General features: G+C 69.8%; 15 protein-coding genes and 1 pseudogene. 11 read left to right on the forward strand and 5 right to left on the reverse strand.

The window, feature by feature from the left end; translation table 11 throughout:
• The first annotated feature begins 112 nt into the window (after window positions 1–112).
• Both ACIA8E_RS11945 and ACIA8E_RS11950 read left to right on the forward strand, forming a co-directional pair.
• On the forward strand, window positions 113–1,081 hold the full coding sequence (locus ACIA8E_RS11945; protein ID WP_399297025.1) for a GlxA family transcriptional regulator: 969 nt from the start codon (window positions 113–115) through the stop codon (window positions 1,079–1,081).
• A gap of 10 nt (window positions 1,082–1,091) precedes the next feature.
• Window positions 1,092–1,727 carry a DJ-1/PfpI family protein gene (locus ACIA8E_RS11950; RefSeq protein WP_399297027.1) on the forward strand — a complete coding sequence of 212 codons (636 nt, stop codon included), beginning with the start codon at window positions 1,092–1,094 and terminating at the stop codon, window positions 1,725–1,727.
• Between the two features lie 180 nt (window positions 1,728–1,907).
• On the opposite strand, the gene ACIA8E_RS11955 is transcribed toward ACIA8E_RS11950, so the two are convergent.
• Entirely contained in the window at window positions 1,908–2,672 is a 765-nt protein-coding gene (locus ACIA8E_RS11955) for an enoyl-CoA hydratase/isomerase family protein (RefSeq protein WP_399297029.1), read from the reverse strand.
• 69 nt (window positions 2,673–2,741) lie between these two features.
• On the opposite strand from ACIA8E_RS11955, the pseudogene ACIA8E_RS11960 reads away from it, so the two are divergent.
• Both ACIA8E_RS11960 and ACIA8E_RS11965 read left to right on the forward strand, forming a co-directional pair.
• A pseudogene (locus ACIA8E_RS11960) lies at window positions 2,742–2,981 on the forward strand (HdeD family acid-resistance protein); the annotation flags it as partial.
• 164 nt (window positions 2,982–3,145) lie between these two features.
• The gene (locus tag ACIA8E_RS11965; RefSeq protein WP_399297031.1) at window positions 3,146–3,601 is read left to right on the forward strand and encodes an ATP-binding protein; all 456 of its coding nucleotides are present in this window, start codon (window positions 3,146–3,148) and stop codon (window positions 3,599–3,601) included.
• A gap of 84 nt (window positions 3,602–3,685) precedes the next feature.
• On the opposite strand, the gene idi is transcribed toward ACIA8E_RS11965, so the two are convergent.
• From idi to galE, 4 genes are all read right to left on the reverse strand, one after another.
• Window positions 3,686–4,279: an isopentenyl-diphosphate Delta-isomerase gene (gene idi, locus ACIA8E_RS11970; RefSeq protein ID WP_399297033.1), complete on the reverse strand. Its 594-nt coding sequence runs from the start codon at window positions 4,277–4,279 to the stop codon at window positions 3,686–3,688.
• 149 nt (window positions 4,280–4,428) lie between these two features.
• Complete coding sequence (locus ACIA8E_RS11975; protein ID WP_399297035.1) at window positions 4,429–5,724, reverse strand: bifunctional class I SAM-dependent methyltransferase/N-acetyltransferase; 1,296 nt, start codon at window positions 5,722–5,724, stop codon at window positions 4,429–4,431.
• 210 nt (window positions 5,725–5,934) lie between these two features.
• A complete protein-coding gene (locus ACIA8E_RS11980; protein WP_399297037.1) occupies window positions 5,935–6,876 on the reverse strand; it encodes a cation diffusion facilitator family transporter in 942 nt (313 codons plus the stop codon).
• 165 nt (window positions 6,877–7,041) lie between these two features.
• Window positions 7,042–8,025, reverse strand: a complete 984-nt coding sequence (gene galE, locus ACIA8E_RS11985; RefSeq protein WP_399297039.1) for a UDP-glucose 4-epimerase GalE — start codon at window positions 8,023–8,025, stop codon at window positions 7,042–7,044.
• 261 nt (window positions 8,026–8,286) lie between these two features.
• On the opposite strand from galE, the gene ACIA8E_RS11990 reads away from it, so the two are divergent.
• From ACIA8E_RS11990 to ACIA8E_RS12020, 7 genes are all read left to right on the forward strand, one after another.
• Window positions 8,287–10,125, forward strand: a complete 1,839-nt coding sequence (locus ACIA8E_RS11990) for a DUF5941 domain-containing protein (protein WP_399297584.1) — start codon at window positions 8,287–8,289, stop codon at window positions 10,123–10,125.
• The gene (locus ACIA8E_RS11995; RefSeq protein WP_352269201.1) at window positions 10,122–10,859 is read left to right on the forward strand and encodes a phosphocholine cytidylyltransferase family protein; all 738 of its coding nucleotides are present in this window, start codon (window positions 10,122–10,124) and stop codon (window positions 10,857–10,859) included. The genes ACIA8E_RS11990 and ACIA8E_RS11995 overlap by 4 nt, the downstream gene beginning before the upstream one ends.
• Window positions 10,847–11,908 carry an iron-containing alcohol dehydrogenase family protein gene (locus ACIA8E_RS12000; RefSeq protein WP_030979777.1) on the forward strand — a complete coding sequence of 354 codons (1,062 nt, stop codon included), beginning with the start codon at window positions 10,847–10,849 and terminating at the stop codon, window positions 11,906–11,908. The genes ACIA8E_RS11995 and ACIA8E_RS12000 overlap by 13 nt, the downstream gene beginning before the upstream one ends.
• The gene (locus ACIA8E_RS12005) at window positions 11,886–12,665 is read left to right on the forward strand and encodes a CDP-alcohol phosphatidyltransferase family protein (RefSeq protein ID WP_399297041.1); all 780 of its coding nucleotides are present in this window, start codon (window positions 11,886–11,888) and stop codon (window positions 12,663–12,665) included. Before ACIA8E_RS12000 ends, ACIA8E_RS12005 begins: the two co-directional genes overlap by 23 nt.
• 8 nt (window positions 12,666–12,673) lie before the next feature.
• Window positions 12,674–13,546, forward strand: coding sequence for a glycosyltransferase family 2 protein (locus ACIA8E_RS12010; RefSeq protein ID WP_399297586.1), 873 nt, complete (start codon window positions 12,674–12,676; stop codon window positions 13,544–13,546).
• Between the two features lie 105 nt (window positions 13,547–13,651).
• Window positions 13,652–14,581, forward strand: coding sequence for an ABC transporter permease (locus ACIA8E_RS12015; protein WP_399297043.1), 930 nt, complete (start codon window positions 13,652–13,654; stop codon window positions 14,579–14,581).
• Entirely contained in the window at window positions 14,574–15,359 is a 786-nt protein-coding gene (locus tag ACIA8E_RS12020) for an ABC transporter ATP-binding protein (RefSeq protein WP_399297045.1), read from the forward strand. The genes ACIA8E_RS12015 and ACIA8E_RS12020 overlap by 8 nt, the downstream gene beginning before the upstream one ends.
• The last annotated feature ends 389 nt before the right edge of the window (window positions 15,360–15,748 follow it).

Raw genomic sequence — 15,748 nt, forward strand, 5'->3', positions numbered from 1 at the left:
AGTACGTGGCGGAACCCCGGGATGACGTCCGGTCCGCACCGGATCCCCGATGGCAGGAAAGGTGGGTTGTTCGTCATTGCGGCCATCTTCGCGGCCTACAAGGATGGAAGACATGACGCAGCGATCCGTACTCGTCGTCCTCTTCGACGGTGTCCAGAGCCTCGATGTGACCGGGCCCATGGAGGTCTTCGCGGGGGCCGCCCGCTTCCCGGACGTCACGTACGACCTCCGCACCGCCTCACTCGACGGCGCGCCGGTCCGCACGAGTGTCGGACTCACTCTCGTACCGGACGGCAGCCTCGCCGACGCCGAGCCGCCCCACACCCTCCTCGTCCCCGGCGGCCAGGGCACCCGGTCTCCGGACCCGGCACTCGTCGACTGGCTGCGGGTACACGCCCCGCACGCCGAGCGTCTGGTCTCGGTCTGCACCGGAGCCCTGCTGCTCGCGGAGGCGGGACTGCTGGACGGGCACCGGGTGACCACGCACTGGGTGGTCGCCGAGCACCTCGCCCGCGCCTATCCGGCCGTCGAGGTCGACCCGGACCCGATCTTCGTACGCGACGGGAACCTGGCCACGTCCGCCGGTGTCACCGCGGGCATCGATCTCTCCCTCGCTCTCGTCGAGGAGGACTTCGGCAGGCAGATCGCGCTCACCGTCGCCCGCCATCTCGTCGTCTTTCTGCGGCGGCCGGGCAACCAGGCCCAGTTCAGCGCGCAGCTCACCTCCCAGATCGCGCGCCGCGAACCACTGCGCGAGGTCCAGCACTGGATCACCCAGCACCCCGGTGAAGACCTCTCCGTCGAGGCGCTCGCCGCCCGCGCCAGCCTCTCGCCCCGCCACTTCGCCCGCGCCTTCCAGGCCGAGACGGGCCAGACACCGGGCCGGTACGTCGACCGAGTCCGGCTCGAACACGCCCGGTGCCTCCTGGAGGACACCACCGATGGGGTCGCCCACATCGCGCACGCCTGCGGGTACGGCACCCCGGAGGCCATGCGCCGCGCCTTCATCAAGACCCTCGGCACCGCGCCCGCCGAGTACCGGCGGCGGTTCCGCCCCCAGCCCATGACCAGCACCCGCTGAAAGGCATGCCATGCAGATCGCCATCGTCCTGTTCGACCGCTTCACGGCACTCGACGCCGTCGGCCCCTACGAAATCCTCTCCCGCATCCCCGGCGCCGGGACCGTCTTCGTCGCCGAGCGGACCGGCCCCGTGCGCAACGACAGCGGCAGCCTCGCGCTCGTCGCCGAACGGACCCTCGCCGACGTACCCGCCCCGGATCTGGTGATCGTCCCCGGCGGCCCCGGCCAGAGCGCCCAGATGGAGAACGAGACGCTGCTCGGCTGGCTGCGCGCCGCCGATGCCACCAGCACCTGGACGACCTCCGTCTGCACCGGCTCGCTGCTGCTCGCCGCGGCCGGTCTGCTGGTGGGGCGGCGCGCCACCTCGCACTGGCTCGCCCTTGACGTGCTGAAGACGTACGACGCCGAGCCGACCGGCGAGCGCGTCGTCATCGACGGCAAGTACGTGACGGCCGCCGGCGTATCGTCCGGCATCGACATGGGGCTCACCCTGCTCGGCCGGATCGCCGGCGACGAGCACGCCCAGGCCGTACAGCTGCTGACGGAGTACGACCCCCAGCCGCCGTACGACGCGGGGTCACCGGAGAAGGCGCCGGCCGCGCTCGTCGAGGAATTCCGCGCCAAGAGCCGCTTCATCCTCCGCTAGGGCTGTCCCGTAATCCCTGGCGGGCGCGCGACGACAGCTACGGCACCTCGCCGCGTTGTCGGAACGCCCGAGTACGCCCAGTACGATGACGTCCCTCCGCCTTGCGATGCACCGCATCCGACGCCGCGCGCTGATCCACCAGGGATCACGGGACAGCCCCAGGACTGTCCCGGCCGAGGCTCAGGTCGTCCAGGTGAAGCGCGGCGCCCGCCGCTCCAGGAAGGCGGCGACACCCTCCGCGGTGTCGCCGCTGCGGCGCGCCTGCTCCGCCCAGTACGCGTCCCGGTCCTCGCGTCCCGCGGCGAACTCCTTCGCCGCCGCCTGTGTCAGCTGCGAGCGCGAGGCCAGGATCCGTACGTACGACTCCACCCGCTTGTCCAGCTCACCGGGCGGCAGCACCTCGTCCACCAGGCCGGTCCGCAGCGCGCGCTCCGTCCCGATCAGCTCGCCGGAGAACAGCAGGTGCTTCGCCGCGGCCGGGCCGATCAGCGCGACCAGCCGTCGGGTCGACGACGCGGCATAGACGATGCCCAGCTTGGCCGGGGTGACGCCGAAGGACGCGCCCTCCTCGGCGAACCGCAGGTCGCAGGCGGCCGCCAGCTGGCTGCCGCCGCCCACGCAGAAGCCGCGCACAGCGGCGAGCGTCGGCCGGGGGAAGGCGGCCAGGGCCTCCTCGGCCGCCACGGCGAGAGCCTGCGGATCGTAGTCCGGATCGCTCACCCGGTCCCGGAGCGAGGAGATGTCCGCACCCGCACAGAAGGTGTCCCCGGCGCCGGTCAGGACCAGGGCGCGCACGGCGGGGTCGGCGGCCAGCCGCTCCAGCAGCGCGGGCAGAGACTGCCACATCGCGGCCGTCATCGCGTTGCGCTTGGCCGGGTGGCTGATCACGACGGTGGCGACGCCGTCCGTGACGGTGTGCTTCAGCTGCGGTTCCTCACGGTCCATGCGCCGGATGCTATCCGTACTGTTCGAACCTATGATCAAGAAGGGCGCCAGGCAGGCACGCACCGTGAGGGGACGCAGTTCGGCTGGACGCTGCTGCAGGGCGCCTTCGGTCTGCTGCTCGGGCTGCTCTGGCTGCTCGGGCTCTTCGACCGGCCGCACAGCAGCCTCTATGTGCTCGGTCTGTTCCTCTCGCTCGCGCTGCTCTTCGACGGTCTCGGTCTGATCGCGATCGGGGTGGGCGGCCGCCGCATCGTCTCGTTGGTCGCGGATCAGCAGACGGTGACCGAGGAGCTGCCGGACAAGCCGTAGAAGAAGATCAGAAACAGTCCGAGAAGTGGCGCCGTCCTACTCGATCGATCAAATTCTGTCGATAGAGGTCGACTTTTGTTCAGTAGTACGGTCCGGACCAACCACTCCCCGCACTCTGTACTCGACGTGCAGTGACCAACGAGTCGAGAGCGGGTGCCGGAACTATGGAGAGCCGCGGGAGTGTCCCGGCCCGGCCCGTGTCGTACGAAGGGGTCTGGCGCTTCACCGCGCCTGCCGTCGACATCTCCGTACCGCAGGCCCGGCACGCCGTACGCGATCTGCTGAACCGCCAGGGCGTGCCGATGGACGAGGACATCGCCCAGGGTCTGCTGCTCATCGTCTCCGAGCTGGTCACCAACGCGGTGAAGCACGCGGCGCTGCTCTCCCCGGAGCTCGCCGTGGAGGTGGCCGTCGGTGCCGAATGGGTCAGAGTGTCCGTGGAGGACAACCACCCGTACCGGCCGACGGCCCTGGAGACGGACTACGCGCAGACCGGTGGGCGCGGGCTGCTGCTGGTCCGGGAGATCACGCTCGAAGCGGGCGGCACCTGCGACGTCGAACACACCGCCGCCGGCGGCAAGATCATCTGGGCGGCACTGCCGCTGAGCGCGAAGCTCTGACTGCCCGTACCCACCCGGTCCGCCGGCCCGTGCCGTCCCCGGTCCGCCGGCCCTTGCCGCCGGCTCCGTGCCGCCGGTCCGCCGTCACCAGCCCGCGGACGGGCCGGTCAGCTCCCGGATCGCCGGGCGTGCCGCATCGAGCACCGTCATGAACCAGGCCGAGAACGGCGCCTCGTCATGCCGCTTCGCCAGCTCGTCGGCGGCCACGAACGCCGTCTCGCCGACCTCCTCCGGGTCCGGAAGCAGCTGTGCCTGTGCCAGCCCGACGAAAAGGTGGTTGAACTCCTGCTCCACCAGTCCGGATGCCGGGTCGGGGTGGTTGTAGCGGACGGTGCCGGCCTCGGCGAGCAGCGACGGCGAGATCCCGAGCTCCTCGTACGTACGCCGGGCGGCGGCGGCGAAGGGCGCCTCGCCCGGATACGGGTGACCGCAGCAGGTGTTCGACCAGACACCGGGGGAGTGGTACTTGCCGAGCGCACGGCGCTGCAGCAGCAGCCGGCCCTGCTCGTCGAAGAGGAACACGGAGAACGCGCGGTGCAGCTGACCGGGCGCCTGATGGGCGGCGAGCTTCTCCGCCGTGCCGATGGTGGTGCCGTTCTCGTCGACCAGTTCGAGCATGATCGCTTCTGCTGTGCCGTTCGACGAGCTGTTCGCCGCGGTGGCTGGTGTGGTCGGCATACCCATCCTTCGCTATGGTCCCCGGCACCGTGCGCCGGTCCCCTCGAGTCTGCTCAAGTCTGCCGTACAAAAGCGGCTTGTCCGTACTTCGGGTCCTGGCATGTCCGGTCCCACCGCACTGTACGGATGCGGTGGGACCGGACCACGCCTCAGACCCCGAATGCCGCCGGATACTGGATCATGCCCTGCGGCACCGGCGTGGAATCGTCGAGCAGCAGAGCCATCATCGCCTCGTCCGGTACGTCGAAGCCCGGACGGATCCCGTACCGGGAAGCCGGTACGAAGCCGAACCTCGGGTAGTACCCGGGATGCCCGAGCACCAGCACGAGCCGTTCGCCCCGCAGCCGGGCCGCGTCCAGCACGGCCCGCACCACCGCCTCACCGGCCCCCTGGCGCTGCCGGGCAGGGACGGCCGCCACGGGTGCCAGTGCCAGCGCCGGTGTGTCACCGACCCGGCACCGGGTCAGCAGCGCGTACGCGGCGATGTCGCCGTCCGGCCCGTCCTGGGCCACGTACGACAGGCCGGGCAGCCAGGCCGACGGATCGGCCCGTAGCGCGTCGACGAGACCGGCCTCGTCCGGTGTCGGGAACGCGGCCGCGTTGACCGCGTGCACGGCGTCGATGTCCGCCGCCGTCTCCGGCCGGGTGGTCCAGCGGGGGTCGGCGGGACGCAGGGCGTACGCGGCGTAGCCGTACTCCCTGCCGTGGTCGCGGCGCATGGCCAGTTCCGCACGGGTGGACGCGAGCGCCCACGCCATGCCGGGCGCCGAAGGATCCGCGGCTTCGACATGCCGGGCGAGCGGGACGTAGTACTCGTCCCAGTCGCTTTCGGGCTGCACCCGGGCGCCGAGGACGTGATAGCCGGCCGCGACGGCCGCCGCGGTCTGCCCTGCCACCGGGAGCATCGGACCGTCCTGGTCCCAGAAGGCGCGCGCCTCGTCCGACGGCTCGTCCGTCGTCCAGACACAGTGGCTGACGACCAGGGAGCCGCCCGGGGCGAGCAGCCGCTTCCAGTCCCTCAGCGCGGTGTCGAAGCCGATGATGTACGCGGACCCCTCGGCCCAGACAAGATCGAACGACCCGTCGGGGAGGTCCGGTGTGCCGGGGCCGGAGAGCTTGCCCATATCGGCCCGGACGGTACGGATCCGGTCGCCGAGCCCGCGCGCCTCGGCAGCCGCGCGCAGCTCGTCGAGGAACGGCTGGTGGGTGTCGACGGCTGTCACTTCGGCACCCGCCTCGGCGGCGAGCAGCAGCGCGGCCCTGCCCGGGCCGCAGCCCAGATCGAGGACGCGCGGACGGTGCGGCAGCGGGCCGGTGAGGGCGAGCAGCTGCCGGGTGGTGGCGTCGGAGCCGGGGCTCTGCCGCGGCAGGTTGTGGTGCAGGGAGAAGAACGCCTCGTAACGAACGGCGTGATCGTCACGAACGGCGTGATCGTTGTCGGTCAACGTGGGAAACCCTTGAGTGAGAGGGCTCCGGCCAACGTCGCGACTCGGCGTGAGTCGGGGGCTAGCCGGCAACCCGGGAGCTGAAGTAGGACCGAATGCTGCGCCGGGCAGGCGCCGTCGTGACGGTCATCAACCTCAGCTCCTCTCTCAGACACGGGCGAGGCCCGAATGCCTCTGCGGGGACCCTACACCCGTCCCCCGAGGGGCCGTTCAGTGACAGAGCTTGGCCTCGTGCTCCGCATGACCGATGGGCTCGAGCTGGAATGTGCAGTGCTCGACATCGAAGTGGACACCGAGGCAGCCCTGCAGTTCGTGCAGCAGCTTCTCGTGCCCCACCGAGTCGAGCAGTTCCTGGTGCACCACCACATGGGCGGAGAGGACCGGCATGCCCGAGGTGATGGTCCAGGCGTGCAGGTCGTGGACGTCCAGCACTCCGGGCAGGGCGGTGATGTGGGCCCGTACCTCTCCCATGTCGACCCCCTTCGGGGCCGACTCCAGCAGCACATCGAGTGTCTCCCGGAGCAGCTTCACCGTGCGGGGGACGATCATCAGGCCGATGAGCAGCGAGGCGACCGGGTCGGCGGCCTGCCAGCCGGTGGCCAGGATGATGCTCGCCGAGACGAGCACGGTGACCGAGCCGAGCGCGTCCGCCAGCACCTCCAGATAGGCGCCGCGCACATTGAGGCTCTCCTTCTGTCCGCGCATCAGCAGCGACAGGGAGATCATGTTGGCGACGAGGCCGACCAGCGCGAAGACGATCGTCAGGCCGCCCCGGGTCTCGGTCGGTGTGATGAAGCGCTCGACCGCCTCGAACAGCAGATAGCCGCCGACCCCGAGGAGCAGCAGACAGTTGGCCAGAGCGGCGAGGATCTCCGCCCGGGCGTAGCCGAAGGTGAGGTTGAGTCCGGCCGGCTTGTTGGCGAAGTGGATCGCCAGCAGCGCCATGCCGAGCCCCAGTGCGTCGGTGGCCATGTGGGCGGCGTCGGCGATCAGCGCCAGCGAGTCCGAGAGCAGGCCGCCGACGATCTCCAGGACCATCACGGTGAGCGTGATGCAGAGCGCGACCCGCAGTCGCCCCTTGTAGGCGGCGGCCGCGGTGCCGGTCGGCGGCGGCCCGCCGTGTGTGTGTCCGTGATCGTGCCCAGCCCCCATGGGGACGCCTCCGGTCGTCTCGCGGACCCGGGTCCGTATCGGCCCGAGAAGGCCAGTGAACTACGGGCGGGGGGTATCGGGCAACACGGCACTGAACACCGTTGTCAACTGCTCTGACCTGCGGAAATGGTCGCAGGTCAGAGCAGTTGGACGATCACACGGGGGTCATGCGCCGAGTGCCTGGGGGTGGCGCAGACACCAGCCCTCCCAGGCCGACTCGACCATCTCCCGCACCCCGCGCCGGGCCGTCCAGCCCAGTTCCTCGGACATCCGCGTGGCGGAGGCGACGGCCCTGGCCGCGTCGCCGGGCCGGCGCGGCTCGGTCTCCGGCTTGATGTGGTGGCCGGTGATCTCGCCCACCAGGTCGGCGAGCTCGCGCACCGAGACGCCCTCGCCGCGGCCGATGTTCACGGTCAGGTCCGCGGGACCGCCCTGCTCGCTCAGCCTGCGGGCCACCGCGAGATGGGCGTCGGCGAGGTCGGCGACATGGATGTAGTCGCGGATGCAGGTCCCGTCCGGCGTCGGATAGTCGTCGCCGAAGATCCGCGGGGTCTCGCCGCGGGTCAGCCGGTCGAAGAACATCGGAATGACATTGAAGACGCCGGTGTCCGACAGTTCCGGTTCGGCCGCTCCCGCCACATTGAAGTAGCGCAGACAGCCGGTGGACAGGGAGTGCGCCTTCCCGGCCGCCCGGACCAGCCACTCCCCGGCGAGCTTCGTCTCACCGTACGGATTGATCGGGGCGCAAGGGGTCTCCTCGGTGATGAGTTCCGCGTCCGGTACGCCGTACACCGCGGCCGAGGAGGAGAAGACGAAGCGCTGCACATCGGCCGCGACGACGGCCTCGAGCAGAACCGCGAGCCCCGAGACGTTCTCCCGGTAGTAGAGCAGAGGCTTCTCGACGGACTCTCCGACCTGCTTCTTCGCTGCGAGATGCACCACACCGGTCACGGCGTGCTCGGCGAGCACCCGGTCGAGCAGTGTGCGGTCGGCGGCCGAGCCGCGGACCAGCGGTACATCGGCCGGGAGCCGGTCGGGAATGCCGGTGGAAAGGTCGTCCAGGACGACCACCCGCTCCCCGGCGCCCGTCATGGCACGCACCACATGTGCCCCGATATATCCCGCTCCGCCTGTGATCAGCCATGTCATGTCTGTCAGCCTAGGTCCATGCCGCCGCGGTCCATCGGCCGAGGCCAGGGCCGTGGCCACCGCGGTTTGTCGGGCGAGGCAGGGATCGACGATGATGATCGCGGGCGGCGCCGCATGATGGCGGCCCACCCCGAACGGAACATAAACGGGCGGTGAACTCCCGCTTCCGTTCATCAGATAGCCTCTGCCGACGTGCCGCCGGCCCGCATAAGGGCCGCACTGTCGCGCGCCGACCCTGTCAGCACCAAGGAGTGAGTTCGTCTGTCGACCGCCATCCTCACCGGTGCGCCGGTACCCGGGTCGTCGCTCGAGGACGATCTGAGGTCGCTGGGCTTCGACGTACAGGCCGCCGGTGATGTCACCGAAGCCGCGGAGCTGCTCGCCGCGGCTCCCGCCGACGCCCGCGTCGCCCTGATCGACCCCCGCTTCGTCGGGCATGTCCACGCCCTCCGACTGGGACTGACCGACCCTCGCTTCCCCGCCGTCACCGTGCCCGGCGCGCTCACCGCGCAGCCGGAGGCGCGGGCCGCGCTCGTCCAGGCCCTGCGCAGCACCGCTGCGGCAGTCGGCGCGGGCGTCCCTCTGGGACGGGCCGGCGGCGCGGACACCGTGCCCGTCACCGACCGCACCGTGCCCGGCCGCATCGCCGTCGCACTGGAGGCCGAGGGCACCGCCGTGCAGCGCCCCGAGCTCGGCTCGCTCGTCGCCGCCGTCCCCGCCGACCAGGCCGCCCGCGCCACCGCGCAGTCCGCCGTGGCCGCGGTCGATGACGAGGCGGTACGGCTGCGCAGCGCCGTGAAGGCCCGGGACGGCTTCTTCACCACGTTCTTCATCAGCCCGTACTCGCGCTACATCGCGCGCTGGTGCGCGCGCCGCGGCCTCACCCCCAACCAGGTCACCACCGCCTCCCTGCTCACCGCACTGATCGCGGCGGGCTGCGCGGCCACCGGCAGCCGCGGCGGCTACATCGCCGCAGGGCTGCTGCTGCTCTTCTCGTTCGTCCTGGACTGCACCGACGGGCAGCTCGCCCGCTACTCGCTGCAGTACTCGACGATGGGCGCCTGGCTGGACGCCACGTTCGACCGGGCCAAGGAGTACGCCTACTACGCGGGACTCGCGCTCGGCGCCGCCCGCAACGGCGACGACGTATGGGCGCTCGCGCTCGGCGCGATGGTGCTGCAGACCTGCCGCCATGTCGTCGACTTCTCGTTCAACGAGGCCAACCACGACGCGGTCGCCAATTCGAGCCCGACGGCAGCGCTCTCCGACAAGCTCGACAGTGTCGGCTGGACGGTCTGGCTGCGCCGGATGATAGTGCTGCCGATCGGTGAGCGGTGGGCGATGATCGCCGTGCTGACCGCGGTGACCACCCCGCGGATCGTCTTCTACGCCCTGCTGATCGGGTGCGCCGTCGCTGCCTGCTACACCACTGCCGGCCGCCTGCTGCGTTCGCTGACCCGCAAGGCGCAGCGCACCGACCGGGCCGCCCGGGCACTCGCCGACCTCGCGGACTCCGGGCCGCTGGCCCAGTTCGTGGCGGCGCGGGGACCCCGTATCGGGAGCGGCTGGGCCGCACCGGCGGCAGCCCTCGTCGGCGCGCTCGCCCTGGTAGCCGCCGCTCTGACGCAGCCGTTCGGCAGCCGGCAGATGATCGTCGCCGCGATCTTCTACGCGGTCTGCTCGGGCGTCGCCGTGGCCCGCCCGCTCAAGGGCGCACTCGACTGGCTCGTACCCCCGATATTCAGGGCGGCGGAGTACTGCACGATCCTCGCTCTGGCCGCCCGCAGCGATGTCGATCAAGCCCTTCCCGCGGCTTTCGGGCTGGTTTCGGCCGTCGCCTACCATCACTACGACACGGTGTACCGCATTCGCGGGGGCACCGGCGCGCCGCCCCAGTGGCTGGTGCGGACGATCGGTGGGCACGAGGGCCGGACCTTGGTGGTGGCCGTACTCGCCGCCGTATTCACTCAGCATTCAGGCTTCACCGTGGCACTCACCGCTCTCGCAGTGGCCGTGGCAGTGGTGGTGCTTGTCGAGTCCATCCGTTTCTGGGTCTCCTCCGGAGCACCTGCCGTTCACGACGAAGGAGAACCCGCATGATCGGCCTCGTACTCGCAGCCGGTGCCGGACGTCGTCTGCGCCCCTACACCGACACGCTTCCGAAGGCCCTCGTACCGGTCGACGGCGAGAAGACCGTGCTCGACCTCACGCTGGCCAACTTCGCGGAGATCGGCCTCACCGAGGTCGCGATCGTCGTCGGTTACCGCAAGGAGGCCGTCTACGAGCGCAAGGCCGCGCTCGAGGCGAAGTACGGCCTGACGCTCACCCTCGTCGACAACGACAAGGCCGAGGAGTGGAACAACGCCTACTCCCTGTGGTGCGCCCGTGACGTGCTCGCGCGAGGTGTGATCCTCGCCAACGGCGACACCGTGCACCCGGTCTCCGTCGAGAAGACGCTCCTCGCCGCCCGCGGCAACGGCCAGAAGATCATCCTCGCCCTCGACACGGTGAAGAACCTCGCCGACGAGGAGATGAAGGTCATCACCGACGGTGACAAGGGCGTGCGGCGCATCACCAAGCTGATGGATCCGGCCACCGCGACCGGCGAGTACATCGGCGTCACCCTCATCGAGCCCGAGGCCGCCGCGGAGCTGGCCGACGCCCTGAAGGCGACGTTCGAGCGCGACCCCGACCTGTACTACGAGGACGGCTACCAGGAGCTCGTCAACCGCGGCTTCACCGTCGACGTGGCCGCCATCGGCGAAGTGACGTGGGTCGAGATCGACAACCACGACGACCTCGCGAAGGGCCGGGAGATCGCATGCCAGTACTGAGCCGGCTCATTCCGTCGCCGGTCGTCGTCGACATCCGGCGGGGCGCCCTGGACGATCTGGCGGCCCTCCTCGCCGACCAGCGGATCTCCGCCTCCGGCAAGCTCGCCGTCGCGATCAGCGGTGGTTCCGGCCTGGCCCTGCGCGAGCGGCTCGCCCCGGCGCTGCCCGGCGCCCACTGGTACCAGGTCGCCGACGGCACGATCGACTCGGCCGTCAAGCTCGCCGACGACATCAAGGGTGACCGGTACGACGCGGTGGTCGGCCTCGGCGGCGGCAAGATCATCGACGTGGCGAAGTACGCCGCGGCGCGGGTCGGCATGCCGATGGTCGCGGTCGCGACGAACCTCTCGCACGACGGTCTCTGCTCGCCGGTCGCGACCCTGGACAACGACAACGGACGGGGCTCGTACGGCGTCCCCACCCCGATCGCCGTCGTCATCGACCTCGACATCATCCGTGAGGCGCCCACTCGCTATGTGCGCTCCGGTATCGGCGACGCCGTCTCCAACATCTCGTGCGTGGCCGACTGGGAACTCGCACACCAGGTCAACGGCGAGGAGATCGACGGACTCGCCGCGGCCATGGCCCGGCAGGCCGGCGAGGCCGTGCTGCGCCACCCCGGCGGGGTCGGCGACGACTCCTTCCTGAAGGTACTGGCCGAGGGCCTGGTGCTGACCGGCATCTCCATGTCGGTCGCCGGGGACTCCCGGCCGGCCTCCGGCGCCTGCCACGAGATCAACCACGCCTTCGATCTGCTGTATCCCAAGCGCGCCGCCAGCCACGGCGAACAGGTCGGCCTCGGCGCCTGCTTCGCCATGCACCTGCGGGGCGCGCGGGACGAGTCGCTGCTCATGGCGGCCGCGCTGCGTCGCCACGGGCTGCCGGTCCTGCCCGACGAGATCGGCTTCACGGCCGACGAGTTCGTCCAGGCCGTCGACTACGCCCCGCAGACGCGCCCGGGACGCTTCACGATCCTGGAACACCTCAACCTGTCCACCGACCAGATCAGGGACGCGTACGCCGACTATGCCAAGACCATCCGTAGCTGAACTCCGTCCGGTCGTTCACCCTCCGGGCGTCAAGGACCGGCGCAGCGGTGAACACTGGGCGGGCCGGCTCTACATGCGTGAGCTCTCACTGCGTGTGGACCGGTATCTGGTGAACACCAGGGTGACGCCCAACCAGCTGACCTACCTGATGACCGTCGCCGGCGTGCTCGCCGCTCCGGCCCTGCTCGTGCCGGGTATCCCCGGCGCGCTGCTCGGGGTTCTCATGGTCCAGCTCTACCTGCTGCTCGACTGTGTCGACGGCGAGCTGGCGCGCTGGAAGAAGCAGTTCTCCCTGGGCGGCGTCTACCTGGACCGCGTCGGCGCCTATCTCTGCGACGCGGCCGTGCTGGCCGGCTTCGGCCTGCGCGCCGCCGACCTGTGGGGCAGCGGACGGATCGACTGGCTCTGGGCCTTCCTGGGTACTCTCGCGGCCCTGGGCGCCATCCTGATCAAGGCGGAGACCGACCTTGTCGGGGTCGCACGTCACCAGGGCGGGCTGCCGCCGGTCAAGGAGGTCGCGTCCGAGCCGCGCTCGTCCGGCATGGCGCTCGCCCGCCGGGCCGCCGGTGCGCTCAAGTTCCACCGGCTGATCCTGTGCGTCGAGGCGTCACTGGTGATTCTGGTCGCGGCCGTCCTGGACTCGGTCCGGGACGATCTCTTCTTCAGTCGCCTCGCGGTCGCGGTCCTGGCCGGCATCGCCCTGCTGCAGACCCTTCTCCACCTCGTGTCGGTCCTTGCATCGAGCAGGCTGAAGTGAGCAGCCCCATGAAGCTCGGCGCGGTCATCATCACGATGGGAAACCGTCCTGACGAGCTGCGTGCCCTCCTCGATTCGGTCGCCAAGCAGGACGGCGACCGGATCGAGACGGTGGTCGTCGGCAACGGCGCCCCCGTCCCGGACGTCCCCCCGGGCGTCCGGACGGTCGAGCTCCCCGAGAACCTGGGCATCCCCGGCGGCCGAAACGTCGGTATCGAGGCCTTCGGCCCGTCCGGCGCCGACGTCGACGCCCTGCTCTTCCTCGACGACGACGGACTGCTGCCACTGACCGACACTGCCGAGCTGTGCCGGCAGGCGTTCGAGGAGGACCCGAAGCTGGGCATAATCAGCTTCCGGATCGCCGACCCGGACACCGGTGTCACCCAGCGGCGGCACGTCCCGCGGCTGCGCGCCGCCGACCCGATGCGTTCGTCGCGGGTGACGACCTTCCTCGGCGGCGCCAATGCGGTCCGGACCCAGGTCCTCGCCGAGGTCGGTGGGCTGCCGGGCGACTTCTTCTACGCGCACGAGGAGACCGATCTCGCCTGGCGGGCGCTGGACGCCGGCTGGATGATCGACTATCGCGCCGACATGGTGCTCAACCATCCGACCACTGCCCCGTCGCGGCACGCGGTTTACCATCGCATGGTGGCCCGTAACCGGGTCTGGCTGGCACGCCGTAATCTGCCCGCACCGCTGGTGCCGGTCTACCTCGGCGTCTGGCTGCTGCTGACCCTGCTCCGCAAGCCGTCGGGCCCCGCCCTGAAGGCGTGGTTCGGCGGATTCCGGGAAGGTTGGGCGAAGCCCTGCGGACCGCGCCGTCCGATGAAGTGGCGGACGGTATGGCGGCTGACCAGACTCGGCCGACCTCCCGTTATCTGAGAAGCTCTTCTCTGAGAGCATGAGGCGTATTTTTCTTTACGCGACCTGTCCGCCTGAACCGCGCCCGCGACTGGCTGCGCATCTTGAATACGAGAGTTTCATCTGGTGAGTGACACAACCCATGATGGTGCGGTTGCGCTGAGCACCCCGCCATCCGCCGACGACGGCCTGAGCGCCGCCGAGAGGGCCGAGAAGTACGGCCTGACGGTGAGCGGAGCCCGGCCCGGGCTGTTCGAGTACGTGCAGCAGCTCTGGGGGCGCCGCCACTTCATCATGGCGTTCTCCAGGGCGAAGCTGACTGCCCAGTACAGCCAGGCCAAGCTCGGCCAGCTGTGGCAGGTGGCCACGCCGCTGCTCAACGCCCTGGTCTACTTCTTGATCTTCGGGCTGATTCTGGGCACCAGGAAGGGAATGTCCCAGGAGGTATTCATTCCCTTCCTGGTGACGGGCGTATTTGTCTTCACCTTTACGCAGAGCTCGGTGATGGCGGGCGTACGGGCGATTTCCGGAAACCTCGGACTGGTCCGCGCGCTTCACTTCCCGCGCGCCTCGCTGCCCATCTCGTTCTCGCTGCAACAGCTCCAGCAGTTGCTGTACTCGATGATCGTGATGGCGGTCGTGGTGGTCGGCTTCGGCAGCTATCCGTCGCTGTCCTGGCTGCTGGTCGTCCCCGCGCTGGTCATGCAGTTCGTCTTCAACACCGGTCTCGCCCTGATCATGGCCAGGCTCGGCAGCAAGACCCCGGACCTGGCCCAGCTGATGCCGTTCGTCATGCGCACCTGGATGTACGCGTCCGGTGTCATGTTCTCCATCCCGGTGATGCTCCAGGACAAGCCGGAGTGGATCGGCAGGGTGCTGCAGTACAACCCTGCGGCCATCTACATGGACCTGATCCGCTTCGCGCTGATCGACGGGTACGGCTCCGAGAACCTGCCGCCGCACGTGTGGATCGTCGGGCTCGCCTGGGCGGCCTTCATCGGCGTCGCTGGCTTTGTGTACTTCTGGAAGGCAGAGGAACGGTACGGCCGTGGCTGAGGACAACACTTCGGGGCGCGTCCCCACCGTCATCGCCGACGATGTGCACATCGTGTACCGGGTCAACGCGGGCAGCGGAGGCAAGGGCAGTGCCACCGCTGCACTGAGCCGGATACTGCGCCGCGGCAAGGGCGAGGCGCGCGGAGTCCGTAAGGTGCACGCCGTACGCGGCGTCTCCTTCACCGCCTACCGGGGCGAGGCCATCGGTCTCATCGGCTCCAACGGCTCCGGCAAGTCGACCCTGCTGCGGGCCATCGCCGGTCTGCTGCCGACCGAGCACGGCAAGGTGTACACGGACGGCCAGCCTTCGCTGCTCGGTGTGAACGCGGCGCTGATGAGCGACCTGACCGGCGAGCGGAACGTGGTGCTCGGCGGACTGGCGATGGGCATGACGCGTGAGGAGATCCGCGAGCGCTACGAGGGGATCGTCGACTTCTCGGGCATCAACGAGAAGGGCGACTTCATCACTCTGCCGATGCGGACGTACTCCTCCGGCATGGCCGCCCGGCTGCGCTTCTCCATCGCTGCCGCCAAGAAGCACGACGTCCTCATGATCGACGAGGCGCTGGCCACCGGCGACCGCAAGTTCCAGATCCGCTCCGAGAAGCGCATCCGCGAGCTGCGCAAGGAAGCGGGCACGGTCTTCCTGGTCAGCCACAGCAACAAGTCCATCAGGGACACCTGCGACCGGGTGCTGTGGCTGGAGAAGGGCGAGCTGCTGATGGACGGCCCCACCGACGAGGTCCTCAAGGCGTACGAGCGGGAGACCGGGAAGTAACACCCTCACCGCTCTCCGACACCGCAGCGGCCTCTGCCGGAGTGCTCCGGCAGAGGCCGCTGCGGTGTCCGGACCGTGGGTGCCGTGGGGGGCGTGCCCCGCGCCGACGCACGCCCGGGGAAGATCTCCTCCCGCCGGATGACGTCAATTTCCTTGTACGCGGGGAAGGTTGGCGGAGAACGCAGCGTTGTTGTAATGCGCGCTACACCCCGGCGTATGCCTGGGCGTTGTGCAACGTAAGCTGTACCGGTGCTGATTCGTGGCAAGTGGGGCGATACCGCCTGGGTGTACCGCCCGTAGGTGGTCCTCCGCACTCGGGAGAGCGGGCGGCGTGTCCGGAATGGGATGTTTTGGGTCAGCAGTGTAGAACGGGAGATGTGACGGCAATG

It is taken from the genome of Streptomyces sp. NPDC051664 (assembly GCF_044453545.1).
Lineage (GTDB): Bacteria > Actinomycetota > Actinomycetes > Streptomycetales > Streptomycetaceae > Streptomyces.